Annotated in this window: 26 protein-coding genes and 1 pseudogene; 22 read left to right on the forward strand and 5 right to left on the reverse strand. The window is 70.3% G+C overall.

What is annotated here, in order from left to right:
• Positions 1–10: 10 nt before the first annotated feature.
• Positions 11–478 carry a carboxymuconolactone decarboxylase family protein gene (locus ACRDTB_RS03520; RefSeq protein WP_431428442.1) on the reverse strand — a complete coding sequence of 156 codons (468 nt, stop codon included), beginning with the start codon at positions 476–478 and terminating at the stop codon, positions 11–13.
• 321 nt (positions 479–799) lie between these two features.
• Positions 800–964 carry a hypothetical protein gene (locus ACRDTB_RS03525; RefSeq protein ID WP_431428443.1) on the reverse strand — a complete coding sequence of 55 codons (165 nt, stop codon included), beginning with the start codon at positions 962–964 and terminating at the stop codon, positions 800–802.
• A 286-nt stretch (positions 965–1,250) separates the two neighbouring features.
• Here ACRDTB_RS03525 and ACRDTB_RS03530 point away from each other — a divergent pair, with 286 nt between their 5' ends.
• Genes ACRDTB_RS03530 through ACRDTB_RS03540 form a run of 3 tightly spaced genes read left to right on the forward strand, consistent with a single transcriptional unit; the run spans position 1,251 to position 2,773 of the window.
• Complete coding sequence (locus tag ACRDTB_RS03530) at positions 1,251–1,757, forward strand: TQO small subunit DoxD (protein WP_431428444.1); 507 nt, start codon at positions 1,251–1,253, stop codon at positions 1,755–1,757.
• Between the two features lie 13 nt (positions 1,758–1,770).
• Complete coding sequence (locus ACRDTB_RS03535; RefSeq protein WP_431428445.1) at positions 1,771–2,133, forward strand: Rv1678 family membrane protein; 363 nt, start codon at positions 1,771–1,773, stop codon at positions 2,131–2,133.
• A gap of 16 nt (positions 2,134–2,149) precedes the next feature.
• Positions 2,150–2,773 (forward strand): class I SAM-dependent methyltransferase, encoded by a 624-nt coding sequence (locus ACRDTB_RS03540; RefSeq protein WP_431428446.1) that lies wholly within the window; start codon positions 2,150–2,152, stop codon positions 2,771–2,773.
• Between the two features lie 169 nt (positions 2,774–2,942).
• On the opposite strand, the gene phnE is transcribed toward ACRDTB_RS03540, so the two are convergent.
• From phnE to phnD, 3 genes are read right to left on the reverse strand one after another with little or no spacing between them, the layout of a single operon-like run.
• Positions 2,943–3,761: a phosphonate ABC transporter, permease protein PhnE gene (gene phnE / locus ACRDTB_RS03545; RefSeq protein WP_431428447.1), complete on the reverse strand. Its 819-nt coding sequence runs from the start codon at positions 3,759–3,761 to the stop codon at positions 2,943–2,945.
• A complete protein-coding gene (locus ACRDTB_RS03550; RefSeq protein ID WP_431428448.1) occupies positions 3,758–4,513 on the reverse strand; it encodes an ATP-binding cassette domain-containing protein in 756 nt (251 codons plus the stop codon). The genes phnE and ACRDTB_RS03550 overlap by 4 nt, the downstream gene beginning before the upstream one ends.
• A 15-nt stretch (positions 4,514–4,528) precedes the next feature.
• Positions 4,529–5,431: a phosphate/phosphite/phosphonate ABC transporter substrate-binding protein gene (gene phnD, locus ACRDTB_RS03555; protein ID WP_431428449.1), complete on the reverse strand. Its 903-nt coding sequence runs from the start codon at positions 5,429–5,431 to the stop codon at positions 4,529–4,531.
• 149 nt (positions 5,432–5,580) lie between these two features.
• Here phnD and ACRDTB_RS03560 point away from each other — a divergent pair, with 149 nt between their 5' ends.
• The 19 genes and pseudogenes from ACRDTB_RS03560 to ACRDTB_RS03650 all read left to right on the forward strand — a co-directional run bounded on the left by ACRDTB_RS03560 (position 5,581) and on the right by ACRDTB_RS03650 (position 23,375).
• Positions 5,581–6,135, forward strand: a complete 555-nt coding sequence (locus ACRDTB_RS03560; RefSeq protein ID WP_431428450.1) for a carboxymuconolactone decarboxylase family protein — start codon at positions 5,581–5,583, stop codon at positions 6,133–6,135.
• Positions 6,132–6,959 (forward strand): radical SAM protein, encoded by an 828-nt coding sequence (locus tag ACRDTB_RS03565; protein ID WP_431428451.1) that lies wholly within the window; start codon positions 6,132–6,134, stop codon positions 6,957–6,959. Before ACRDTB_RS03560 ends, ACRDTB_RS03565 begins: the two co-directional genes overlap by 4 nt.
• A gap of 105 nt (positions 6,960–7,064) precedes the next feature.
• Positions 7,065–8,267: a CaiB/BaiF CoA transferase family protein gene (locus tag ACRDTB_RS03570; RefSeq protein ID WP_431428452.1), complete on the forward strand. Its 1,203-nt coding sequence runs from the start codon at positions 7,065–7,067 to the stop codon at positions 8,265–8,267.
• Between the two features lie 141 nt (positions 8,268–8,408).
• Complete coding sequence (locus tag ACRDTB_RS03575) at positions 8,409–9,182, forward strand: FadR/GntR family transcriptional regulator (RefSeq protein WP_431428453.1); 774 nt, start codon at positions 8,409–8,411, stop codon at positions 9,180–9,182.
• A 41-nt stretch (positions 9,183–9,223) separates the two neighbouring features.
• Positions 9,224–9,535, forward strand: a complete 312-nt coding sequence (locus ACRDTB_RS03580) for a hypothetical protein (protein WP_431428454.1) — start codon at positions 9,224–9,226, stop codon at positions 9,533–9,535.
• A gap of 12 nt (positions 9,536–9,547) precedes the next feature.
• Positions 9,548–9,796 (forward strand): annotated as a pseudogene (locus ACRDTB_RS03585) (UGSC family (seleno)protein); the annotation flags it as partial.
• On the forward strand, positions 9,793–10,917 hold the full coding sequence (locus ACRDTB_RS03590) for a hypothetical protein (RefSeq protein WP_431428455.1): 1,125 nt from the start codon (positions 9,793–9,795) through the stop codon (positions 10,915–10,917). The pseudogene ACRDTB_RS03585 and the gene ACRDTB_RS03590, both read left to right, overlap by 4 nt.
• A 32-nt stretch (positions 10,918–10,949) precedes the next feature.
• A complete protein-coding gene (locus ACRDTB_RS03595; RefSeq protein ID WP_431428456.1) occupies positions 10,950–12,152 on the forward strand; it encodes a CaiB/BaiF CoA transferase family protein in 1,203 nt (400 codons plus the stop codon).
• Between the two features lie 22 nt (positions 12,153–12,174).
• A complete protein-coding gene (locus ACRDTB_RS03600; protein ID WP_431428457.1) occupies positions 12,175–13,425 on the forward strand; it encodes a citrate/2-methylcitrate synthase in 1,251 nt (416 codons plus the stop codon).
• A gap of 215 nt (positions 13,426–13,640) precedes the next feature.
• Positions 13,641–14,651: an ABC transporter substrate-binding protein gene (locus ACRDTB_RS03605; RefSeq protein WP_431428458.1), complete on the forward strand. Its 1,011-nt coding sequence runs from the start codon at positions 13,641–13,643 to the stop codon at positions 14,649–14,651.
• A gap of 26 nt (positions 14,652–14,677) precedes the next feature.
• Positions 14,678–15,499, forward strand: a complete 822-nt coding sequence (locus ACRDTB_RS03610; RefSeq protein ID WP_431428459.1) for an ABC transporter permease — start codon at positions 14,678–14,680, stop codon at positions 15,497–15,499.
• Between the two features lie 14 nt (positions 15,500–15,513).
• A complete protein-coding gene (locus ACRDTB_RS03615) occupies positions 15,514–16,377 on the forward strand; it encodes an ABC transporter ATP-binding protein (RefSeq protein ID WP_431428460.1) in 864 nt (287 codons plus the stop codon).
• Positions 16,364–17,269 (forward strand): NAD(P)/FAD-dependent oxidoreductase, encoded by a 906-nt coding sequence (locus ACRDTB_RS03620; protein ID WP_431428461.1) that lies wholly within the window; start codon positions 16,364–16,366, stop codon positions 17,267–17,269. The genes ACRDTB_RS03615 and ACRDTB_RS03620 overlap by 14 nt, the downstream gene beginning before the upstream one ends.
• Entirely contained in the window at positions 17,269–18,636 is a 1,368-nt protein-coding gene (locus ACRDTB_RS03625; protein WP_431428462.1) for an acyclic terpene utilization AtuA family protein, read from the forward strand. The genes ACRDTB_RS03620 and ACRDTB_RS03625 overlap by 1 nt, the downstream gene beginning before the upstream one ends.
• Positions 18,636–18,953 carry a DUF4387 domain-containing protein gene (locus ACRDTB_RS03630; RefSeq protein WP_431428463.1) on the forward strand — a complete coding sequence of 106 codons (318 nt, stop codon included), beginning with the start codon at positions 18,636–18,638 and terminating at the stop codon, positions 18,951–18,953. The genes ACRDTB_RS03625 and ACRDTB_RS03630 overlap by 1 nt, the downstream gene beginning before the upstream one ends.
• Complete coding sequence (locus ACRDTB_RS03635) at positions 18,950–19,651, forward strand: UGSC family (seleno)protein (RefSeq protein WP_431428465.1); 702 nt, start codon at positions 18,950–18,952, stop codon at positions 19,649–19,651. Before ACRDTB_RS03630 ends, ACRDTB_RS03635 begins: the two co-directional genes overlap by 4 nt.
• The gene (locus ACRDTB_RS03640) at positions 19,648–20,676 is read left to right on the forward strand and encodes a hypothetical protein (protein ID WP_431428466.1); all 1,029 of its coding nucleotides are present in this window, start codon (positions 19,648–19,650) and stop codon (positions 20,674–20,676) included. Before ACRDTB_RS03635 ends, ACRDTB_RS03640 begins: the two co-directional genes overlap by 4 nt.
• A gap of 16 nt (positions 20,677–20,692) precedes the next feature.
• Complete coding sequence (locus tag ACRDTB_RS03645; protein ID WP_431428467.1) at positions 20,693–22,189, forward strand: MmgE/PrpD family protein; 1,497 nt, start codon at positions 20,693–20,695, stop codon at positions 22,187–22,189.
• Positions 22,190–22,217: 28 nt separating this feature from the next.
• Positions 22,218–23,375 (forward strand): acyl-CoA dehydrogenase family protein, encoded by a 1,158-nt coding sequence (locus ACRDTB_RS03650; RefSeq protein ID WP_431428468.1) that lies wholly within the window; start codon positions 22,218–22,220, stop codon positions 23,373–23,375.
• Positions 23,376–23,379: the final 4 nt, after the last annotated feature.

A 23,379-nucleotide genomic window follows, 5' to 3' on the forward strand; every position in this document is an offset into this window, starting at 1 on the left:
TCTTGTCTCCCTACATCCCGACCCGGCTCGAATGTCCTGCGGATCTTGGATGTGTCGATCCAGCTCGGTTACTTTCGTTCGGTTCGAGAATCCCTCGGTCGATGAAGACCTGCTGCGCGACGCGCATCGCACTGACCGCTCTCGGGAAACCCGCGTAAACCGCGGTGTGAAGGATCGCCTCGACGATTTCCGTCGAGCTCAGCCCGGTGTTGAGCGCCAAGCCGACATGCACCCGGAGCTCATCGATCGCACCGACGGAGACGAGGCACGACAGCGTGACGAGATGACGGCGCTGCGGCTCCAGGCCGGGGCGGGCGTAGATCTCCCCGAACACGAAATCGACGACAAGCCGGCTGAGCTCCGGGGCGACGCCGGCTATTGTCGACATTTCCTGGGAAAGAGTGGGATCACCAGCGGTCAAGCGGTTCAGGACCTCGAGACCACGGGAGTGACGGTCTGAATCCGTGGCAGCCTCCACCAAAGGTTTCAACCTCGCAGCATCCTTGTTTGAATTCGGACCACAAAAGCACAGAACACCCGTATATGGATTCGTCGCCCGCACGCAGAGTCGCACGTTAGCGGTGGGCACATTGCCTGTCAACACGTTGCCGGAACAATGTATGCGGTATCCCGCATCGGTCGAGAATCGGCGGCAGTTCGAGAAGCGGAACATACGCGAACCGCGTTCGGGCGCGATGTTCGTATTCCAAAAGGACGAGTTCGTGCGACCGGAACGGCTAGTTCAATCGTCACGCCGCGATACCGACCGTCGATTGCGACGGTACAGATATGAGTACAGTCACATTCGGCCCGGTGAAAATAGCGCCGAGACCTCGCACCCAGCCGGGTCCTGCCGCTCGGTTTCGTACCGGCCGTCGCCCAGGTAGTCGACGTACGGGCCGCGCAGCACCGCGTCCTCGGCGCCATCCTGGGGCCGGTGGGAGCTCAGCACGTCGTCGAGCACCCGCGGCGACGGGACCGCGGGACGTTGCTCTGCGTCCCGCCCGGGAAACCGCCGTGGACACCCCTGCGGTGGGCACCCCGGCACCGGAGAGAGCTCCGCGTCTGAGCACGGAAGTGTGACCTGACCGTCCTTTCGGGACGGCAGCCGCACTCGTCGGTCACGGCTCTCGCGCTCCCGACCGCCGTGACCAGGGATGGTCGTAAGAAGTCGGTAAGGCGCTGGTACGTTGCGCATCGGTGATCGGTGTACTTGCCTGGGAGCGCACAGGGAAAGGAGCGCCCGGCACATGACTGACACTCCCGTATACGTCACGACGCGGCTGACCACGGCCGCGATCGCGGCCGTTCGGATCGGGGTCGCGTTGCTGTGGTTGCAGAACGCCGCGTGGAAGCCCCCACCAAACTTCGGCGGGCTGCGGTATTTCACCGAGTTCGCGGTCACGCGGCCGGTGTTCGGGCCCTACGCGTGGCTCGTGGAGAACGTGGTGCTGCCCAACTTCACGTTCTTCGGCTGGCTGACCCTGCTGGTCGAAGGTGGCCTTGGTGCCTTCCTGCTGGTCGGGCTGGCCACCCGGTTCTGGGCGGTCGTGGGAGTCGCGCAGTCGGTCGTGATCACATTGTCGGCGCTGAACGCGCCGCACGAGTGGCAGTGGTCCTACTACCTGATGATCTTGGTTCACATCGGACTGTTCGCCACCGCCGCGGGACGCAGTGTCGGAGTGGACGGTGCGTTGCGTCCGGTGTGGCAGCGCTCCGCGGCTCCCATTCCCCGACTTCTGTTGAGGCTCTCATGAGGACGGACTCGTGATGTCGAATCGGCTCGATCGTGCCGCACTCGTGCTCGGGATCGGCGCACTGGCTTGTTCGGTGTTCGCGATCGCCCCGGGCTCGCAGTCGAACAAGGCCGACTTCGTGCAGGTGGCGGACGCCGGTCTGGTGGCGCTGCTGGTTCTCGGTGCGGTCGCGGTACTCGGCGGCCTGGTCGGCCAGCGGCTGGTCGTCGTCGTGGCCGGGCTCGGCTTCGTCGTCGCCGCGGTGGTGGGGCTGGTGCAGTGGGGCAGCGGCACGAACTGGCTCACCGCGGACGGCTCCACGGTGTCAATGTTCGGCGGCCTTGGCATAGGCTTGCTGGCCATCGGGCTGACCCCGCGGGATGCGGCGGCGTCCTGAGGCGAGAAGGGATACCGTGCACTGGGACGCGGTCTACGAGCAGCGCGGCGCCGAAGGCGTCAGCTGGTACCAGCCGGTCGCGTCGACCTCGCTGGCGTTGATCGAGGCGCTCGGCGTCGCGCGCGACGCGGCGGTCGTCGATGTCGGCGGCGGTGCGTCCTCCCTCGCCGGCGGGCTGGTCGACCGGGGGTTCACCGACGTGTCCGTGCTGGACATCTCGAAGTGCGCGCTCGACGCCGCCCGGGAACGACTCGGCCCCGGCCGGGAAGATCCGGGGCCGGTGACCTGGCTGCACCAGGACCTGCTCGACTGGCGCCCACGAAACCGCTTCGGTCTGTGGCACGACCGGGCCGTGTGCCACTTCCTCACCGACGCCGCGGATCGGGCCAGGTACCTGGCGGTACTCCGGGCGGCGGTCCAGCCGGGCGGCGCGGTCGTCCTCGCCACGTTCGCACCGGACGGTCCCGAGTACTGCTCGGGGCTGCCGGTGGCCCGCTACTCGGCGGAGCAGCTGGCCGACGTGCTCGGCAGCGTGGCCGGCAGGGACTTCCGCACGGTCCGGGTCGAGCGCGAGGAGCACGTCAGCCCGTCCGGTGCCGTGCAGGCCTTCACCTGGGTGGCCGGCCGGCTCGGATCATGACTGCTCCGCCTCCCCGGAATTCGATGTGTTGGTTGCGTTGGGGGACGGAGGGTTCTGTTGGGCGCGTACTTGTGGCTGGTTTGCGTCACGGTCCCCTGAGGTGCGGTTGCGAAGGCCTCGGCCTGATTCGATCTTGGGGTTGACACAAGGGGTGTCAGGACAGTTCGGGTCATGACACTGCGCCGAGCCGGCGGCGGATCAGGCGGGACAGCAGGTCCACGGCGAGGATGAGCGCGAGCACCGCGAGCACCAAAGTGGACAGTTCTTCGTAGCGGAACAGCTTGAGTGACACGGCGAGCTCCTGCCCGACTCCGCCGGCCCCGACGAAGCCGAGCACGGTCGACGTGCGCACGTTGCACTCCCACTGGTACAGCAGCACCGACGCGACGTTGGCCCGTGCCTCGGGCACCACCCCGAGCAGCGCGACGGACGTGCGGTTCGCGCCGGTGAGCCGCAGCGCCTCGATCGGGCCCGGCTTGACCGCCTCCAGTTGTTCGGCGCCCAGCTTCGCCAGCATGCCGGCGCCGTGCACGGCAACCGCGAGCGTGCCGGCGGCGGGCCCGGGACCGATCATCGCCACGAACACCAGCGCCCACAACAGGTCCGGCACACCGCGCAGGGCCGCCGCGGTCACCCGCACCAGCCCCCGCACCGGAACCGGAGCGTCGACGTTACGGGCCAGCAGTACCGCGAAGGGCAGGCCCACGACGGCGGCCAGCAGCAGGCCGGCCAGCGAGATCTGCGTGGTCTGCACGATCGCGCCGCCGACGGTGGCCAGGAACTCGCCGGACAGGTCGGGGGAGAGAAACCCGCCGAGCAAGTCGCGTGCCCCGGCGCCACCCGACACGAGCTCCCCGACGCTGATCCCCGTGCCCTGCACGGCCCACACCAGGACGGCGACGGTCGCGATGGCGACACCCCAGCGCACCGGGCGGGCGCCCGGACCCGGAACCGGCGGTGCCTCGCGGTGCGGTGCTGGCGCGCTCATCCGACCGTGTCCTGTTGGTAGCCGTCCTGCTGGTAGATCCGCGCCGTGGTCGGTTCGTCGATCGCCGGGCCGTCATAGACGATCCGCCCGGCACGCAGCGCGACGATCCGCGGGAACGTCGCGGCCACGGCGAGGTCGTGCGTCGCGGCGATCACCGTGGCGCCGGCGTCGTGCAGGGCGTCCACGGCCGCCGCTGCCGTCACCGGGTCCAGCCCGGTCGTCGGCTCGTCGGCGAGCAGCAGCCCCGGCGACGGCAGCAACGCGCGGATCAGCGCGATCCGCTGCCGCTGTCCGCCGGAGAGCTGGCTCGCCCGCGCGGCAAGACAGTCGCCGACCCCGTGCCGCGAGGCCAGCTCGGCCAACCGGTCCGCGTAGCCGGCCGGCACCCGACCCGTCAGCACGGCGCCCCAGCCCCGCAGCCGCCATCCGGCCACCGTGCCCATCAGGGCGTTGAGCCGCGCGGACACGCCGAGGATGAGGTCGTCGCCCTGCCGCAGAAAGCCGGTGTCGCGCCGCACCTTTCGCACCGATCGGCCGTACGGGTCATGCCCGCCCACGCGCACCTCACCCGCGGCGGGCACCGCGCCGAGCAGCGCACGCAGCAATGTGGACTTGCCCGCACCGGACGGACCGAGCAGGGCGACGCGCTCGCCCGCCTCGATCTCGAAGCTCACGCCGTCGAGCGCGACCAGGCCGCGGTCGGCGAACTCGACCGTGAGATCCCGTACGGAGACTGCCACGGAGACTGCCATCGAGACACCGATCGTTTACCCCACCTCCACCAGCCCCAGCCCGGTGCCGCGAGTACGGATCTCCTCGTAGTCCGCGGCAGTCACCTTCGCATAGCTGCGCGCCCGCATCAGGTCGAGCAGCTTCGGGTCGTCGATCGCGGTGAACGCCTCGCTGATCCGCTGGGCGGCCCGGTCCCCGAGCTCGGTGCGCATGACCCACGGGTAGCCCGGCACCTCGCGCTCTTCGACCACCCGGAGCGCGCCCTTGGTGACCGTGCCCTCGTTCTCCAACCGGTGCAGGATCCGCAGCTCCACACCGCCCGCGTCCACCTTCCCACCGAGCACCGCCAGCGCGGTGGCGTCGTGGCCGCCGGTGAAGTCGACCCGCTCCAGCGGCGGGCACTGCTCGACCCGCCGGGCGTCGCAGCGCGCGCCGGCGTCGGTCAGCATGATCCGCGGGTACAGGCTGCCCGAGGTGGAGCTGACATCGCCGAACGCGAACGTCCTGCCCTCGGCGACGACGTCGTCGATGTCGTCGATGTCGGAGTCGGCGCGTGCCACGATGGCCGAGAGGTACTTCGTCGTGCCGGTCTCGTGGTCGATCTCGGTGACCAGCGGCGTCAGCTCCACCTGCTGCTCGGCCTGCACGTAGGTGAGGCCGCCGAGGTAGGCCACGTCGATCCGGCCACCCACCAGCGCCGCCACCACGCCCGCGTAGTCCGAGGCTACGAACAGCTCGACCTCGACGCCGAGCTCGTCGGCCAGATAGTCGGCGAACGGCTGGTACTTGGCCTCCTGCTCCTCGGGAGCGATGTTGGGGATCAGCCCGACCCGCAGCGTCGCCGGTACGCCGTCGCGGGTCTCGCGTTCGTCCGCCGCCGTCGACCCGCACGAGGCAACCGCGAGTATCAGGACCAGTGTGACGAGTGCACGTATCATTCGTCTTCGCCTTCGGTGATGGGCGTGAGGCGGCTCCTGGATGCAATCACAGCCCGCGGGCCAGGTGGCACCCATATGGTCATTACCAAGTCATGACGTCCCCGGTAGGCGCCTCCGTGATCGCCGTCGTGGCCCCTAGGGTGAGGCCCATGTCGACGGTGTGTCTCATCGACGCGGAGCAAGCGCCGCTGCTCGCCCGACCGTTCTATGCGAACGGTGACCCCGGGCCGATCGTAGCGTCGCTCGCCCAGGTGCCCGAGTTGCTGGAGGTCGCGCTCCCGTTCATCGGTGCCGCACTCGGGCCCTCCGCGATCTCCTGGCGTGCCAAGGAGTTGGTGATCGTCCGAACGTCGGCGTTGCTGGAGTGCCGCTACTGCGTGCAAACTCACACCGCGGTGGCGCTGGACGCCGGGCTCACCCGCGACGAGATCCTCGCCCTGCGCGGCGAGGCGCCGGTCGGCTCGGCGTTCCCCGAACCGCGCGAGGCGGCGTTGCTGGCCTGGGTCGACGCGGTCGCGGGCGAGCGCGGCGCGGTCGCCGACACCACGACCGCCGCGTTGCACGAGCACCGGGACGACCACGAGGTGGTCGAGCTGACCATGCTCGTCGGCGCGACCATGATGCTGAACCGGTTCGCGACCGCGTTGCGGCTGCCCACCTCGGCCGACACCGTGCACCGCCTCACCGAGGAAGACCTGCTATGACAGCGATCGCGGAGGCCGTGGCGGCCGGCACCCTGCCGGGCAGGGTGTGGATGTACGCCGACTACCACTGCAACCTCGCCTGCACGTACTGCCTCACCGAGTCGGCACCGAAGTCGCCGCACCGCGTGATCGGCCGCGAACGGATGCTGGAGATCGCCGACGAGGCGGCCGAGCTCGGCTTCACCGACCTCGGCGTCACCGGTGGCGAACCGTTCCTGCTGCGCTGGCTGCCCGAGACTCTCGCGGAGATGTCGCGGCGGCTGCCGGTGCTGGTGCTCACCAACGGCACGCTGTTCACCCGCCGGCTCCTCGAGGCGGTGACCCCGTTGCGAGAGCGCGACGTCGCGATGCAGATCTCCCTGGACCGCCCCGACGCCGACGACAACGACGAGATGCGCGGCGCGGAGAACTTCCGCAAGGTCGTCGACGCCGTGCCGAGGCTCGTGGACCGGGGGATCAGGGTACGGATCGCCACCACCGTGGAGTCCATCGAGGACGCTGAGCTGGACCGCCTGTGCGCCCTGCACCGCGAGCTGGGCGTGCCGGACGAGGACCACATCGTGCGGCCGATCGTGCGCCGGGGCAGGGCCGTCGACCACGACCTCGGCGTGGTGGCGCGTCAGGTCGACGTGCCGGCCGAGCTGACGGTCACGGTGGACGGCGCGTTCTGGAGCCCGTTCGGCCCGACCGTGCACGACGGCATCGTCGACACCGACCTGCTGATCACCCGTACGACCCGGCCACTGTCGGTACCGGCGAACGCCCTGCTGCGACTGTCCGGCGAGCACCCGGCCGGCGAGGACGTCTCGCTGAACATTCGTTGAGCGTGATCCCACAGCGTCCGGTCGGGCGCTTTCAGTAAGGGAAGATGGACACCCGCCTAAACATACGCATATTATGTATCCTTCCTCGTACGGGAGGAGAACAACATGGCGGGTGGGCCCCTCGACCCTGCTGCCGCGCCGCTGGCCGGCACCACCGTCGTCGATCTGTCCTGGCATCTGGCCGGGCCGTTCTGCGCGATGACCCTCGCCGACCTGGGTGCTCGGGTCATCAAGGTCGAGCCACCGGGATCGAAGGGTGGCTACGACCCGGGCGGGATCATCCGGCATCTCTACGCCGGCGACGACCTGCACTACATCGCGGTCAACCGGTCCAAGGAGAGCCTCACCCTCGATCTGAAGGACGAGGTCGGGCTGGCCGACTTCTACCGGCTGGTCGAGCGCGCCGACGTGGTGTTCAACAACTTCCGGCCAGGCGTGGTCGACAGGTTGCGGATCGACTTCGACACACTGCGCCAGTACAACGAGCGGCTCGTCTACGCGTCGCTGTCGGCGTTCGGATCCACCGGCCCGGACCAGGCGCGGCCGGGCGTCGATCTGGTCATCCAGGCGATGTCCGGCGGGATGAGCATGACCGGCTACCCCGGCGAGCGCCCCGCGCGGGCGGGCATCCCGGTCGCCGACCTGGCCGGTGGCATGTGGACCGCGCTCGCCATCGTGAGCGCGTTGCTGCGCCGAGCCGACGGCTACCCGGACGCGCAGTACGTCGACATGTCGTTGCTCGACGGCCAGATGGCGCTCATCCCGTACTTCGCCGCCTACTATCTCAACGGTGGTTTCCTCGCCGGGCCGCAGGGGTCCGGCGGGCACTCGCCGACCTACGGCGCGTTCGCCGGCCAGGACGGCCGCTACTTCGTGGTGGCCGTGATCGATCAGGCTCCGTGGACCACGCTGTGCCACGCCCTCGGCCGCGAGGACTGGCTGGCCGACCCGCGCTTCGCCAGCGCGGCGGAGAGGATCGACCACACCGAGGAGCTGTCCCAGCTGCTCGCCGAGCACTTCTCCACCGCGCCGGCCAGGAAGTGGGTGGACGTGCTCCAGGAGGCGGGCATCCCGTGTGGACCGGTGAACAACCTTGCCGAGGCTCTGGACGAGCGGCAGGTGCGTGCCCGGGACATGATCGTCGACGTCCCGCACCGGTCCGGCGGCCAGGTCCAGTTGGTGGGCACGCCGATCAGGCTGACCGGGTTCACCCCGGCCTACGGCGCCCCACCGCGACCGGGTGGCGACTCTGACCGGTTGCGCGAGGAGTTCGGGCTGTCCTGGCGCCCGAGGGCCGCGGACGAGTAGGCCCGGGGGCAGGCTGAATATGCTGAATATATTCCTAGAGGTACGGTTACCGTCCGCATACACTGCTCTGCAGTCGTGATCCGCGACGTGCGGCAGCGGGATCATGTCCGGAATTTCCCAGGATTGGTTGGTGGACCGGCGATGTCCAACTCGGTGATCAGGCCGCGGGGGTCGGGTGAGGGGGCGGTCCAGCGGCCGAAGAAACTGGCCGAGGTGGTCGCCCTGAAACTGCTGGACGAGATCCGGACGAAAGGTCTCGGCGAGGGCGACCCGCTGCTGCCGGAGAAGCAGATGGTCTCCGAGCTCAAGGTCGGCCGCTCCACGGTCCGGGAGGCGCTGCGCCTGCTGGAGGCGCGCGGCGTGATCCGGATCCGGCCGGGCGCGAACGGCGGGCCGGTGGTGCGCCTGCCGAAGGCCAAGGACCTCGCCGATCCGCTCGGGGTTTGGCTGACCTTCGCCGGCGCGTCGCTGAGCGACCTGATCGCGGCACGCCTGTGCATCGAGCCCAGCCTGGCGGGCGGCGCCGCGCAGCACATCACCACGGCCGACCTCGCGCTGCTGCGCACGTCGATCGACCGGATGAAGGCTGATCCGGAGGACGTGGACGTCTTCACGGGGGAGAACGCGTTCTTCCACAGCAAGATCGCCGCGATCGCGCGGAACCCGGTTCTCCAGGCCTTTGTGGACTCGGTGAAGGACGTGTCCGACGGGGTCACCGTCGGGGTCTCCTACTCACCGAAGCGGTGTCTCGCCGTCGCCGACGCGCATTCCCGCATCGTCGACGCGCTCGAGCGCAAGGACGAGCAGGCCACCACGACCGAGATGAGGGCTCATCTGGAGGAGGCCAGGGACTTCTGGCGCGGTCATTTCGGCAGGCTGTACTCGGGGCAGGTCAACTGGTTGGAGCTTTCCTGAAAGCCGGCGGCGGGTTCGGGGCTCGCGGAATGGACTGACTGATGGATGAAGCGGTGTACGAGGTCATCGAGCCCCGTCCGGTTCCGGCCGAGCGGGTGGTCGGCGCCCAGGTCGTCGCGACCGACCTGAACCATGCGGTCGTCGGCCAGATCTGGGACCACGTGTTTCGCGGGGACGAGATGTTCGCCGTCATCGAGGAGGAGCTCACCGCGCGGTATCCCGGCATCCGGTTCGTCGACTTCACCGAGTTCGGCGACATCCACGGTCCGGACGAGGTCGCGGTGCTGGCGGAGATCCCCCAGCGGCTGCGGGACCACGAGGTGACGGCCGTGGTGGCCGGGGTGGGTGCTTGAGGCTCGTGCACGCCCGCCGTGTTGCGGGCCAGTGTGGCGGCCGAGGCCATCGGCATCCCGACAGCGTCGATCGTGGCCACGACGTTCCTCCAGCAGGGTAGGGCGATAGCCCGTGCGCTCATCGACCGGGAGCTCCCGCTCGTCGAGTATCCGGGCGTGATCATGACGGACACCAGCGAGACGTTGCGCGCCAAGGTGTCCGAGCAACTGGTTCCGAAGATCATCGAAGCGTTCACGGCCGACTCGGAGGAGGTGTCATGAGGACCGGCACGTTCTCCGGCACGCTGGCCGAGATCGACCGCCACTTCTACGACAACGGGTGGACCGACGGCCTGCCGATCGTGCCGCCGACGAAGGACCGGGTCGCGGCCTTCCTCGACCACTCACACCTGGCCGAGGACGTGTCGCTGGGAGTCGCCCAGCCGGCCAACAACATCGCCACCGTGCACGGCGTCGCCGTGAACGGGGTGCTCGCCGGGTGCCGGCCGGAGTACATGCCGCTCCTGCTCGCCGTGGTCAGCGCGATCGTCGACGACGAGTTCCGGCTCCAGGACGCGGGCAGCACCCCGGGCTGGGAACCGATGATCATCGTGAACGGTCCGGTCATCGACGAGATCGAGCTGAACTGTGCGGGCGGGGTGTTGCGCACCGGGCACCGGGCGAACGCCTCGATCGGGCGCTTCATCCGGCTGTACATGCGCAATGTCGCCGGTCTGCGGACTCCACCGGGCAGTACGGACAAGGCGACGCTCGGGCAGAACTTCAACGTGGCACTGGCCGAGAACGAGGCGGCCGCCGCGGAGGTCGGCTGGCCCAGCTTCGCGGTCGAGCGGGGATTCGGGCCGCGGGAGAGCGTGGTGACCGTGCAGAGCGTGGTCGCGGCCAGCATGCCGACCTACAGCGCGGGGGCGAGCTGGGAGGAGCACGCCTCGCTGCTGGCCGAGGTGATCGGTCAGGGCATGTGGTCCTACTGGGCCTGCACCGGCTTCTGGTTCGGCCGGTTCCACCCGCTGCTCGTGCTCAGCCCCAGCATCGCGAAGGCCATCGGCGGCACCGGTTGCGACAAGGACCGCCTGCGGGAGTACTTCGCCGAGACCGTGACGCTGCCGGCGAAGACGTTCGAACGCTACGCGTGGGCGATCGGCATCACCGACTTCAGCATCGACCGGCTGGTGGCCGAGGGGCGGTTGCCGGCTGACTACGGCGCCTCGGCCGATCCGGACCGGCCACTGCGTGCCCTGCTCGACGGGGGGCGGGACATCGGCATCGTGGTGGCCGGTGACCGGGGACGCAACCAGAGCAAGGGCTACGTCCAGAACCACGTGCAGGGACCGCCGGTGAGCCGCCGGCTGGGTGACCTGCCGGTGCACCAGGCCCCCTGAGATCCGACCACGGCACGAGAACGGAGTCTGGTATGGACGGTCACGATCGGGCCGCTCCGCTGTCGGGCGTCCGTGTGCTGGACGTGTCCAACCTGTGGGCGGGGCCGATGGTGGGGATGTTCCTCGCCGACTTCGGAGCGGACGTCGTCAAGGTCGAGCACCCGGACAACGGCGACGAGCTGCGCCGCTGGGGCCACAGCAAGAACGGCGTCGGCCTGTTCTACAAGGTCGTCAACCGGAACAAGCGCGCGATCACGCTGCACCTGCGCGACCCGGAGGGCCAGCGGCTCCTGCGCCGGCTCGTCGCCGGATTCGACGTCGTCGTGGAGAACTTCCGGCCGGGCACCATGGAGCGCTGGGGCCTCGGGTACGACGATCTCGTCGAGGTCCGCGAGGACCTGATCATGGTGCGGATCAGCGGTTTCGGCCAGTACGGCCCGAACTCGTGGCGGCGCGGGTTCGGCTCGCTGTCCAACGCGTTCAGCGGGCAGGCCTACGCCGCGGGTGCCGCACAGGGCCGGCCGCACACCCCGGGGTTCGGCGCCGCCGACGCGCAGACGGGGCTCGCCGGTGCGTTCGCCACGGTGGTGGCGCTGCGCGAGCGGGACCGGTCCGGTCTGGGGCAGGTCATCGACCTCGGCATCTACGAGACGCCGTTCACCCTGCTCGGCCCGCACGCGATCGACTACGACCAGCTCGGCATCGTGGCCGGCGCACCCGAGACCACCCCGCAGGTCGCACCGACCGGCACCTACGGCACGAAGGACGACCGGCTGGTGTTCCTGTCGGGCAGCACCCAGCGCACGTTCACCGCCGTCTGCCGGGCGATCGGCCGGCCGGACCTCGTCGAGGATCCACGGTTCGCCACCAACTCGGCCCGCGCGGCACACGCCGCCGAGCTCGACCACGAGCTGACGGCGACGATCGGGACGATCGGCTGCGACCAGCTGTGCGCGGACGCGACCGAGGGCAACGCCCCGATCGTGGAAGTGCTGAGCATCGCCGACATCTTCGCCGACCCGCACTACCGGGAACGCGAGAACATCGCCCAGCTCGACGATCCGGAGCTCGGTTCGGTCCGGATGCAGAACGTGGTGCCGCGGCTGTCCCGGACGCCGGGTGCGGTCCGCTTCGCGGCCAGGGCGAAGGCCGCGGACAACGAGGCCTTCTACGCCGAGGAGCTGGGGCTGTCCGCGGACGAGCTCCGCGAGCTGAGCCAGGACGGCGTCATCTGAACGGTTCGCAGCCGGGAGCACCATGAGCGAGACGATCACCATCACGCACGACCGAAGCGGTCGGTCCGAACGAGTCCCGATCACGGGCGGGACGGTCGACGTGTCGGACTGGCACCGCGTCCTCCCGGACGTCTCCCTCCACGACCCGGCCCTGCGGCACACGTCCGGGTGGTCGAGCGGCGTGACCCGGTCGTCGGCCGAACACGGGAGGCTGTACTACCGCGGGTACCCGGCCGACGAGCTCGCCGAGAGCTCGACCTACCTGGAGACCGCCTACCTGCTGCTGCACGGGGAGTTGCCGGATGCCGGGCAGTTGGCGCAGTGGCGGCGGCGGACGCTGGACGGTGCCCGGCTGGACGCGGGGATCCACCCGCACCTGCGCACGTTCGGCCGCGACGGTCGCCCGATGGGCATGCTGATCTCCGCTCTGGGCTATACCTCGGCGCTGCGCCCGGACGCCCGCGACACCGACGACGCGCGGTCACGGCACGGCCACGCCGCCCGGATCGTCGGCATGCTGCCGGCGCTGGTGGCCGACATCCAGCGGGCCCGGTCCGGCCGGCCGCCGCGACCGCCCGTGGACGACCTCTCCCCGCCGGCCGGCATGCTGTACCAGCTCACGGGCCGGCGGCCCGACACCGTGGCCGCGCGGGCGCTCGAGACGCTGTTCATCCTGCAGGCCGACCATGAGCAGAGCTGCTCCACCACGGCGATGCGGGTGGTCGGCTCGGCACACGCGGACCCGTACTCGTGCGTGGCGGCGGCGTGCGCGGCGATGGACGGCAGCCGGCACGGCGGCGCGGCCGCGGAGACCGTCGCCATGTTCCGCCGGATCCACGAACCCGACCGGGCCGCCGGATACATCCACTCGGTGATCGCCGGGGGAGCCAGGCTGCACGGATTCGGCCACCGGGTCTACAAGCGACCGGACCCGCGGGTGGCGGCGGTTCGGGCGCTGCTGGACCGGTTGGCGGCCACCGACGAGTCGCGTGCGCTGTACGCGGTCGCGACCGAGGTGGAGCGAGCGGCCCGGTCGGAGGACTACTTCGTCTCCCGGAACCTGTTTCCCAACCTCGACTTCTACCTCGGCATCGGCTACCTCGCGCTCGGCGTCGCGCCGGAGCTGTACACGGTCGCCTTCGCCGCGGCACGGGTGTCCGGTTGGGTCGCGCACTGGTGCGAGTCGCGCGAGCGAGAGGACGGGCTCGTGCGGCCGAGGCAGCGCTACGTCGGCCGGGACGCGCGGTCGTTCTCACCGGATAGTCCGCAGTAGACGGTCAGGTGGCCGTGACCGGACCGCGATGACGACAGCTCTGGACACGGGTTGAAATATATGTACTATTAGCATATCCGCACGAAGGGATTGCGCCGCTCGCCGCGCACGAGGCGGTCTGGGCAGGCATAGCAACTGGCCACAACTTCTGCGGGGCGCCACCCGATGCGCCCGTGTAGCGGGAAGATCCGTCAGCCGTCGAGGAGGATGTGCTAATGATGGGTAGGTTCCGGGGGCGCATGATGGTCACGGCGGCGCTGGCGACAGCACTGCTCGCCACCGCGTGTGGCGGCGACTCCGGCGGGTCGTCGTCCGAACCCGCCGGCGACGAGACGTTGGAGCTACGCCTCGCCATCGGCGGTGATCTCGCCATCTACTGGCACGTGTTCGTCGGCCAGCAGTACGGCGTCTTCGACAAGCACAAGGTGAAGGTCACGCCCGTCGTGCCGCGCACCGGTTCCTCGACCGACATGGTGAACCTGGTGCTCTCCGGCGACGCCGACATGGCCAACTCGCTGCCCGACCCGGCCCTTGCCGCCGCGTCCAGCGGTAGCGAGCTGCGGATCCTCAACTTCGAGGCGCCGATCGTGTTCTCGGTCGTCGGCAAGTCCGGGGTCGAGAGCTACGACGACCTGCCGCAGAACTTCAAGGTGGGCGTGTCCAGCCCGACCACGTCGATCGCCGCGTTCAGCCGGCTCCTGCTGGACAACGCCGGCATCGCCGAGGACCGCTACTCCTTCGTCACCACCGGCGGTACCGCGGCCAGGCTCGCGGCGCTGAAGTCCGGAGCGGTGGACATCGCGGTCCTCGCCCAACCCGCGGACTTCAAAGCCGAGGCGAGCGGAATGAAGGTGCTCGACTACACGGTGAAGTCCGCCCCCTGGTACGGGATCACCGACATCGTGCAGGCCGAGTCCCTCGAGGACGAGAACACGTGCTCGGCGTTGGGCCGGTACTTCGACGCGCTGCGGGAGATCTCGGAGTTCCTCGCCGACCCGGCGAACAAGGAGAAGGCCATCGCCGCGTTGGTGGAGACCGGGAACAACAGCGAGAGCGACGCCAAGAGCACCTACGACCTGTACACGGATCAGGGCGCGATGATGGGTATCAACGATCCACTTGAGACACTCAAGGGAACCAACGACCTGCTCGCCGGCGTCGGCGCTCCCACCGCGCCGGACCCGAGCGCGATGGTGTCCACCGACTGCACGTCGGACAAGTCCTGAAACGTCCGCAACCCCGGGAGGAAGCGGTGACACGGACGATCGCCGGGCCGACGACGGCAGGCGGCCCGGCCCCCGCCGCCACGTCGTCGTGGGTCGGCAGGAGACTGCGGGGTTGGGTTCGGCCGGTCGTGTCACTGGTCGCCGGGCTCGCGATCTGGGAGCTGGTCGGCCAGTACGTCGTCACCGACCGGACGTTCTTCGTCCCGTTCTCCGACGCCATGGTTCGGATGTACGAGCTGTTCGCCAGCGGTGCCCTGGTCAACGACATCCGGGTCACGGCGATCGAGCTCGTCGTCGGCTACCTGTGCGCGGTCGTCATCGGAACCGGCATCGGCACCGCGATGGGACTGTCCACGAAGGTCAGATCGATCCTGATCTTCTGGGTGGACGTGTTCAACGCGACCCCGGTCCTGGCGCTGGCACCGCTGTTCATCCTGATGCTGGGCATCGGGCTGGTGTCGAAGTTCGCCTTCGTGACGTTCGTGGCCATGTGGACGATCCTGCTGAACACCATGCAGGGCTTCCTGCACACCGACAAGCCCTCCCTGGAGATGGCCCGGTCGTTCGGTTGCAGCCCGTGGCAGGAGTTCAAGTGGGTTCGGCTGCCGTACGCGATCCCGACCATCGCGGTCGGCCTGCGCGTCGGCGTCGGGCGGGCGGTGGCGGGCGTCGTGGTCGGCGAGCTGTTCGGCTCGACCGCCGGGCTCGGGTACCGGCTCTTCGCCTCCCGCGACGCCTTCGACACGGCCGGCATCTTCGCGTCCATCGTCGTGTTCGCGGTGATGGCCCTGATCGCGGTGAACGTCATGGGGATATTCGAGAGGAGGTTGTCGAGTTGGCGCCAGTAAGCACGAGGCGACCGGTGCGCAAGGCCAGCGAGCCGGCTCCGAGCTCCGGCGAGGGCATCGAGATCGCCGGGCTGAACCACCGGTTCGACCGGCCGGGCAGCACACCGCTCGATGTGCTCCAGGATGTCGACCTGTCCGTCGCGGCGGGTGAGTTCGTCACGTTGATCGGCGCGAGCGGGTGCGGGAAGACGACCCTGCTCCGGGCGATCTCCGGGTTGTTGAGGCCGACCTCCGGGACGATCACCGTGTCCGGCGTGCGGCGCACGAAGCCGGGCGGGCGGACCTCGATGGTGTTCCAGTCGGACACCCTGCTGCCGTGGCGGACGGTCGAGGAGAACGTGCGGTTCGGCTGTCAGATCCAGCGCAGGGACATCTCCGCCGAGGCGGTGCGCGACCTGATCGCGCGGGTCGGCCTGGCCGGCTACGAGGACCGGTTGCCCAAGGAGCTGTCCGGCGGGATGCGGCAGCGGGTCAACCTCGCCCGGGCGCTGGCCACCGATCCCGACGTGCTGCTGATGGACGAGCCCTTCGCCGCGCTGGACGCACAGACCCGGGAGGTCATGCAGGAGGAGCTGCTGGCGATCTGGAACAAGGGCGAGCAGAAGACCGTCGTGTTCGTGACGCACCAGATCGACGAGGCGCTGTTCCTGGGCGACCGGGTGATCGTCATGGGCGTCAACCCCGGCCGGATCGTCGCGGACGTCAGGGTGCCCTATGCCCGGCCACGCAGCCTCGACCTCAAGCGTGACGCGGGGTTCCAGGGCATGGTGCAGGACCTGTGGAACATGATCCGCGGTGACGTGTTCGACGCGGTGGGCAGTCGCAGCGGAGCGGCGGCGGACGCCCGGCGGGAACGAGACGAGCATGAGCCGGCCTGACGTGGTGGTCGTCGGGGGCGGGCCGGGCGGCCTGACCGCCGCCGCCCTGCTCGCCGAGTCGAGCGTGAGCGTGGCGGTCGTCGACCAGCTCGGTGGTGGAGGGCAGCTGCTCAACCTCGGCAGGTTCGTCGACGACTTCGGCGTGCTCGGGCCGGGCACCGGGCCGGAGCTCGGCGCCGCGCTCATCGACCGGGCCGGCGCCGCGGGTGCGGAGGTCGGCTACGGGCAGGCCACGAGCCTGGAGCTGCGCGACGGCGAGGTCGTCGTCGGCACCGACTTCGGCCCGCGCACCGCCGACCGGGTGGTGATCGCCACCGGCACCCGGCCGAGGCCACTCGGCATCGACGGCGGCGCACGGCTGGAGGGCCGGGGTGTCTGCTACTGCGCGGCCTGCGACGGCCCGATGTACGCGGGCAGACCCGTCGCCGTGCTGGGCGGTGGGGAAGCCGTGGCGTACGAGGCGATCGAGCTGGCGGAGTTCGCCAGCGGGGTCATCGTGATCGCCGACGGGGCGGCGCGGATCCCGCCCCGCCTGGGCGCGAAGCTGGCCGCCGACGAACGCATCGAGGTGCTCACCGGGTGGTCGGCGGAGTCGTTGCACGGCGCCACCGCGGTCGAGTCGCTCACCGTCGCCGGCGACGGGCAGACCAGGGAGCTGGCGATCGCGGGGTTGTTCGTCTGCAACGGGGTGTTGCCCAACACCGAGTGGTGCGCGGACGTCCTGCCGCTGGACGCCACCGGCCGCATCGACGTGGACCTCTCGCTGCGCGCCGGCGACACGGTGTACGCGATCGGCGACGTGCGGTCCGGCGCGGGGACGAGCGTCGTCGCCGCGCTGGCCGACGCGGCCGCGGTCACCCGCCGGCTCGTCGCCGAACTGGCCACCACGTGATGGCCACCCGGTATGTCGCGGCACAGGGTGCGCTGGGCGCGGGGGTGGACCGGGAGGCCTTCTGCGAGGCGCTGGACACCACCCACCCGGACTTCATCGCCTGCGACGCCGGCACCACCGACGCCGGCCCCTTCTCGTTGGGCTCCGGGGTGCCGGCGTTCCCGCGTCCCACCGTACTGTCTGATTTGGACATCATCCTGACCGGCGCGCGCCGGCTCGGCGTACCGGTCCTGATCGGCTCGGCCGGTACCGCCGGCAGTGACGGGCAGGTCGACTGGACGGTGGACATCGTGCGGGAGATCGCGGCCCAGCGCGGGTTCCGGCCGCGGGTCGCGGCGATCTACACCGAGCAGCGTCCCGACTACCTCACGGCCATGCTCGCCGACGGCCGGGTCAGACCGTTGGACAACGCGCCGCCGGTCGACCGGTCCACATTCGACCGCAACGAGCGGACCGTGGCCATGATCGGCGTGGAGCCGCTGCAGGAGGCACTCCGGCAGGGGGCGGAGCTGATCGTGGCCGGGCGGTGCAGCGACGCGGCCCTGTTCGCCGCGCTCCCGTTGCTCGACGGCTGCGCGCCCGGGCCGGCCTGGCACGCCGCCAAGGTGGCCGAGTGCGGCTCGATGGCGTTCGAGACGCCCGGGCGTGGTGTGCTCGCGGCCGCCGTCGACGATCGGGGCGCGCTGATCACCGCGGTCGGCGCCGGTCTGCGCGCCACGCCGATGAGCGTCGCCGCGCACAGCCTCTACGAGACGGCGGACCCGTACCGGTTCGTCGAGAGCGGTGGCACGTGCGATGTCAGCGGGGCCTCCTACGAGGCGGTGAACGACCGGACCGTGCGGATCACCGGCAGCGCGTTCGAGCCGGCGGCCGAGTACACGGTGAAGCTGGAGGGCGCGCGCAAGGTGGGCTACGCCAGCGTGATCGTCGGCGGCATCCACGACCCGTACCTGCTGCGCCGGCTGGATCGCTGGCTGGATCAGGTGCGGGCCGAGCTGGCGCGCAGGGTCGGCGAGGTGCTCGGCGACACGCTCGGACCGGACGACTACCGGCTCGCGATCCACCGGTACGGCCACGACGGGGTGATGGGGGAGCGGGAACCGGGCATCGAGGTGCCACGCGAGGTCGGCGTGGTGGTCGAGGTTCTGGCGCCGACCCAGCACCTGGCCAGCACGGTGGCCGCCCTCGCGCGACAGCCGCTGCTGCACCGACCGATCCCGGAGTGGTCCGGAGGCGTGAGCACCTTCGCCTTCCTGCACAACCCGGCCCACCTCGACCGTGGTCCGGTCTACGAGTTCACCCTCAACCACGTGCTCGTGCCGCGGGAGCCGGCCGAGGTGTCCCGGACCGTATGGGAGACGCTCTGATGGCACGGCACACCATCGGCGAGCTCGCCACGCTGGTTCGGAGCAAGAACGCGGGCCCGTTCCTGCTCACGTTCGACATCCTGTTCGACAGCGAGGAGAACTTCGAGCGGGTCCGGCGGGCCGGGATCCTCACCCGCCGGCGGATCGCGGACATCTACCGGTGCGCCCCCGAGGACGTGCGGATCTACGAGTGCCCCAACGCGCTCGCGGTCAAGGCGACCATCCCGCGCCCCGCGGTGCAGGGCCGGTTCGGCGATCCGGACCTGCACGGCTGCCAACAGCACGCGCCGCTGTGCCTCCTGGTGGTCGAGTCATGAGCGAGCTTGCGAGCGAATCATCAAGCACAGGGCGACCGCGAGCGGCCGGGCCGAGCCCGCGAGGCGCGGTCGGTCGCGAGCTTGCGAGCGAATCATCAAGCACAGGCAAGCTTGCGCGCGAATCGACACGGGGCGAGGAGCTGGAGATCTACGACCCGTGCGCCGAACCGACCGGCCCGGCGGCGGGCTCGGGACGGCGCCTGCCGGCGCGTCGTCCGGCGGGCGTGCTGGGGATCCTGGACAACGGCAAGCCCAACTTCAACAACCTGATGACCGAGCTGCGGACGGCGCTGTCCCGGACCCACCGCGTCGGCGAGCTCGTCTACCGCACCAAGGCGAGCCAGTCGCATCCCGCTCCGGCGGAGTGGCTGGGCGAGCTGGCCGAGAGGTGCGCCCTCGTGATCACCGGCTCCGGTGATTGAGGCTCGTGCTCGTCGTGGAGTGTCCACGACGCGATCTCACTGGCGGGCCAAGGGGTTCCGGTCATCCTGTTCGTCAGCACGGTGTTCGTGCCGATGACCGAGGCTCAGCTGGCCCGGCTGGCACACGGTTCGACGGGCGCGCCGATCACCGTGGCCGTCCTCCCGCACCCGTTCGGCACGGTCGGCCGATCCGGGCTGGTCGGCATCGCGTCGGACACGCTCCGGGACCATGCCGACCTGTTCGCCGGCTTCGACTCGCGGGAGAAGGCGCGATGAGCCGGGTGTTGCGGGTTCCGGCGGAGCTGGACGCCTGGCTGGCGCACGCCCAGGAGCAGGGCTGGACCGACGGCCTGCCGGTGGTCCCGCCGACCAAGGATCGTGTCCACAGTGCACTGGAGCGGGTCCGGCTGGCACCGGACCACGTCGTCGCCGTGCTCGGGCCGGGCAACGGGGCGGCGACCGTGCTCAAGATCGCCGCGAACGCCGTGCTCGCCGGTTGCCCGCCGGACGCGATGCCGGTGCTGGTCGCCGCGGTGGAGGCGATCGCCGACCCGCGGTTCGGCCTGACCACCGTGCAGGTCACCACCAACCCGGCGACCGCCATGCTGGTGGTCAACGGCCCGGCCCGGGACGCCGCGGGGCTCGGCTCGGCCGGCAACTGCCTCGGCGGCGGGCCCGGCAGCGGCTCGGCGATCGGCCGCGCGCTGCGCCTGGTCATGCGCAACGTCGGCGGTGCCACCGGGATCCTGGACGCCGCGACGCAGGGGCAGCCGGCCAAGCTGTCCTTCGCCCTGGCCGAGAACGAGGAAGCGAGCCCCTGGGATCCGTACCATGTGGACTGCGGGTTCGACCGCGCGGACGGCACGGTGACGGTCGTCCCGGTGAGTGGCACCCAGAACATGCTGGAGACCACGACCGACCCGGTCGAGCTGCTCACCGGGCTCGCGTCCTCGATCAGATCCCCGACCGGGAACGACTACCTGTTCGCCGGCGAGCCGTGGCTGGTGCTCTGCCCCGAGCACGCCACCCTGCTCGCCGCGGCCGGGTACACCAAGCAGCGGGTGCGTGAGGCGCTGTGGGAGCTGTCCAAGCTGGCGTACGGCGAGTTCTCCGCCAGCGCCGCGCGCTACCGGCTGACCAGGACCTGGCCGGACGCCTCGGCCGACGACGCCAGCATGATCCCGGTGAGCCGTACGCCCGCGGACATCCGACTCGTCGTCGCGGGTGGCGGGGGAGTCCATTCCACGTTCCTGCAGACGATCGGGGTCAGTCGCTCGGCCACCCGGAAGGTGTGCCGGTGAGCCAGGGAGGCAGCTCGTGAGCAGCAGCGCGGACGCGTTGGCGCCGGCCGGGACGGCGACCGGCGGGCCGGAACCGCTCGAGGCGATCGCGAACTTCGCGGTCGGCTGGTCGGACTTTCCCGACGAGGTGATCGAGGCGGGCGTGCGGGCCTTCCTCGACGTGTTCGGCGTCGCGGTCGCCGGTGCGTCCCAAGAGGACGCTCGCGGTCTGCTGAACCACGTCTGGCGCACCTACGCGCGGGGGCCGGCGACGGCGCTCGGCATCGCCGAGCCGCTCGTGCCGGAGGCGGCCGCGTACGCCAACTCCGTGCTCGGGCACGTGCTCGACTACGACGACCACCACGACTCGGTCGGCGGGCATCCGACCGTGGTCGTCCTGCCGGCCGTCGTGGCCGTCGCCGAGTCGCTCGGCCGGGGCGCGCGTGAGGTGCTCGAGGCGTACGCGGTCGGGGTCGAGACGATGTGCGGGCTGGGCCGGTGCCTCAACCACACGCACTACGAGAAGGGGTGGCATCCCACCGCGACGCTCGGCATCTTCGGTGCCACGGCCGCCGTGGCCCGGCTGGTGGGCCTGGACGTCGTGACGACCGTTCGCGCGTTGGCGATCGCGGCGTCGTTCGCGTCGGGCATCAAGGGCAACTTCGGCACCGCGATGAAGCCCGTCCAAGTGGGTTTCGCGGCGAGCAAGGCGGTGCAGGCCGTGTCGCTGGCGGGCCTGGCCGCGAGTGCCAACCCGGGAGTCTTCACCGGCGTGCACTCGTTCCCGACTGTCTACAACGGACAACCTGTCGTGGACTGGTCACCGCTGGCACGGCTCGGTATGGACTGGGAGGTGCTGCGGCCCGGCCTGGTCTTCAAGCTGTACCCGTGCTGCGGCAGCACGCACGCGCCGATCGACGCCGCGTTGCGGCTGCGCGCCCATCCGGCGTTCGACCCAGACGCCATCCGGGCGATCGAGATCAGGACCCACCCGCGGCGGCTGCCACACATCGACCGCCCGCGGCCGACCACCCCGACCCAGGCGAGGTTCAGCGTGCAGTACGTGGTCGCGGTGGCGTGTGCCGACGGCGCGGTCGGACCGCTCGACTTCGCGCCCGACCGCATCGCCGACCCGCGGCTGTCCCGGCTGCTCGCCGTGACGTCGGTCGGCGAGCTGGAGCCGGCCAGGCAGTTCGTCCCACCCGGACGGCGGGACTGCTTCTCCGCCTCGGTCACGGTGACGCTGGAGTCCGGCGAACAGCTGGAGGGCTACGCGCCGTGCCCGCGCGGGATGGATCCCGCCGAACCGCTGGCCACCGAGGAGCTGGAGGGCAAGTTCCTCGGCTGCGTCAGCGCCGCGGGAGCCGAGGCGCTGGGCCCCTGGCTGCTCGGCTCGATCCACTCGTGGGCGGCGGGGAACCTCGACACCGCGACCGTGCTGCGGTCGCTGCGCGCGGTCTCGTTCGGCGGCCCCGGCGCGTGGCGGGACGAGGCTTCCGTGACCGGTCACGCACCCGGTCGGACCTGGACTTAGTCTTACTATTCATATAGTATGCATATCTATGGCGGTGAACAACGAGGAGCGGGACCATCTGGTGCGGAGCCTCCGGCAGTTCGCCGAGCGGGAGGTCAAGCCCAGGGTCGCCCGGTACGACGCGGAGGAGCGGATCCCGCCCGACCTGCTCACCCAGATGGCCGGCTTGGATCTCTTCGGTGGCACCGTGCCCCTCGAGTGGGGCGGGACCGCGCTGGACCACCTCACCTACGCCACGCTGATCGAGGAGATCTCCAAGTACGACCACGTCCTCGGGGTGCTGATGAGCATGCCGTCGGCGCTCGTCGGCGCCGGGATCCTCGCGTTCGGCACCGAGGAGCAGAAGAAGCGCTACCTCGTGCCGCTGGCCAAGGGGCAGACCTTCGGCGGCGCCGGGGTCACCGAGCCGCAGTCGGGCAGCGACGTGGCCGGAACCAGGACCCGGTACCGCCAGGTGTCCGACGGCTACGTCATCAACGGCCGCAAGGCGTGGATCTCCAACCTGGACATCGCCTCGTTCTTCGTGATGTTCGCCGTCCGGGAGGGGGAGGAGGGACGCACCGCGATGAGCGCGTTCGTCGTCCCGTCCGACGCGCCGGGCCTGATCCGCAACCCGTTCCGCAACAAGCTCGGCTTCCGGCCCATCTGCACCGGCGAACTGGCCTTCGACGACGTCGTGGTCCCGCCGGACGCGTTGATCGGGCAGGAGGGGGAGGGCTTCCAGGTGGCGATGATCGCGGTGGAACGCGGCCGGCTGTCGGTCGCCGCGCGTGCCGTCGGCCTCGCCCAGGCATGCCTGGACGACTCGATCGCGTGGGCCAAGGAGCGCACGACGTTCGGCCGCAGGATCGCGTCGTACCAACAGGTTGGTGCCAAGCTGGCCGACATGGCGATGCAGACCCGGGCGGCCCGGCTGCTGGTTCGCGAGTGCGCGGAAGCCATCGACGCCGGACGGTCGGATGCCCGGCTCGCCGCGAGCATCGCCAAGTGTTACGCCAGCGACGTGGCGCAGCGGGTGGCGACCGACGCGGTGCAGATCCACGGGGCGCACGGGGTCGCCGAGGAGGTTCGGGTCAGTCGCTGCTACCGCGACGCCAAGGTGTTCCAGATCGTCGAGGGGACCAACGAGGTCCAGCGCAACATCATTGCCAGCACACTGACCGGGCTCAAGGGAATGCCCGGCTGACAAC

The sequence above is a fragment of the Actinophytocola sp. genome, assembly GCF_050699935.1.
GTDB lineage: Bacteria > Actinomycetota > Actinomycetes > Mycobacteriales > Pseudonocardiaceae > Actinophytocola.

Excerpts from the sequence above, each read along its gene's own strand:
- ACRDTB_RS03530 (WP_431428444.1), top strand. The coding sequence starts at position 1,251 with ATGACTGACACTCCCGTATACGTCACGACGCGGCTGACCACGGCCGCG.
- ACRDTB_RS03535 (WP_431428445.1), top strand. The coding sequence starts at position 1,771 with ATGTCGAATCGGCTCGATCGTGCCGCACTCGTGCTCGGGATCGGCGCA.
- phnE (WP_431428447.1), bottom strand. The coding sequence starts at position 3,761 with ATGAGCGCGCCAGCACCGCACCGCGAGGCACCGCCGGTTCCGGGTCCG.
- ACRDTB_RS03550 (WP_431428448.1), bottom strand. The coding sequence starts at position 4,513 with ATGGCAGTCTCCGTGGCAGTCTCCGTACGGGATCTCACGGTCGAGTTC.
- phnD (WP_431428449.1), bottom strand. The coding sequence starts at position 5,431 with ATGATACGTGCACTCGTCACACTGGTCCTGATACTCGCGGTTGCCTCG.
- ACRDTB_RS03560 (WP_431428450.1), top strand. The coding sequence starts at position 5,581 with ATGTCGACGGTGTGTCTCATCGACGCGGAGCAAGCGCCGCTGCTCGCC.
- ACRDTB_RS03565 (WP_431428451.1), top strand. The coding sequence starts at position 6,132 with ATGACAGCGATCGCGGAGGCCGTGGCGGCCGGCACCCTGCCGGGCAGG.
- ACRDTB_RS03570 (WP_431428452.1), top strand. The coding sequence starts at position 7,065 with ATGGCGGGTGGGCCCCTCGACCCTGCTGCCGCGCCGCTGGCCGGCACC.
- ACRDTB_RS03575 (WP_431428453.1), top strand. The coding sequence starts at position 8,409 with ATGTCCAACTCGGTGATCAGGCCGCGGGGGTCGGGTGAGGGGGCGGTC.
- ACRDTB_RS03580 (WP_431428454.1), top strand. The coding sequence starts at position 9,224 with ATGGATGAAGCGGTGTACGAGGTCATCGAGCCCCGTCCGGTTCCGGCC.
- ACRDTB_RS03590 (WP_431428455.1), top strand. The coding sequence starts at position 9,793 with ATGAGGACCGGCACGTTCTCCGGCACGCTGGCCGAGATCGACCGCCAC.
- ACRDTB_RS03595 (WP_431428456.1), top strand. The coding sequence starts at position 10,950 with ATGGACGGTCACGATCGGGCCGCTCCGCTGTCGGGCGTCCGTGTGCTG.
- ACRDTB_RS03600 (WP_431428457.1), top strand. The coding sequence starts at position 12,175 with ATGAGCGAGACGATCACCATCACGCACGACCGAAGCGGTCGGTCCGAA.
- ACRDTB_RS03605 (WP_431428458.1), top strand. The coding sequence starts at position 13,641 with ATGATGGGTAGGTTCCGGGGGCGCATGATGGTCACGGCGGCGCTGGCG.
- ACRDTB_RS03620 (WP_431428461.1), top strand. The coding sequence starts at position 16,364 with ATGAGCCGGCCTGACGTGGTGGTCGTCGGGGGCGGGCCGGGCGGCCTG.
- ACRDTB_RS03625 (WP_431428462.1), top strand. The coding sequence starts at position 17,269 with ATGGCCACCCGGTATGTCGCGGCACAGGGTGCGCTGGGCGCGGGGGTG.
- ACRDTB_RS03630 (WP_431428463.1), top strand. The coding sequence starts at position 18,636 with ATGGCACGGCACACCATCGGCGAGCTCGCCACGCTGGTTCGGAGCAAG.
- ACRDTB_RS03640 (WP_431428466.1), top strand. The coding sequence starts at position 19,648 with ATGAGCCGGGTGTTGCGGGTTCCGGCGGAGCTGGACGCCTGGCTGGCG.
- ACRDTB_RS03650 (WP_431428468.1), top strand. The coding sequence starts at position 22,218 with ATGGCGGTGAACAACGAGGAGCGGGACCATCTGGTGCGGAGCCTCCGG.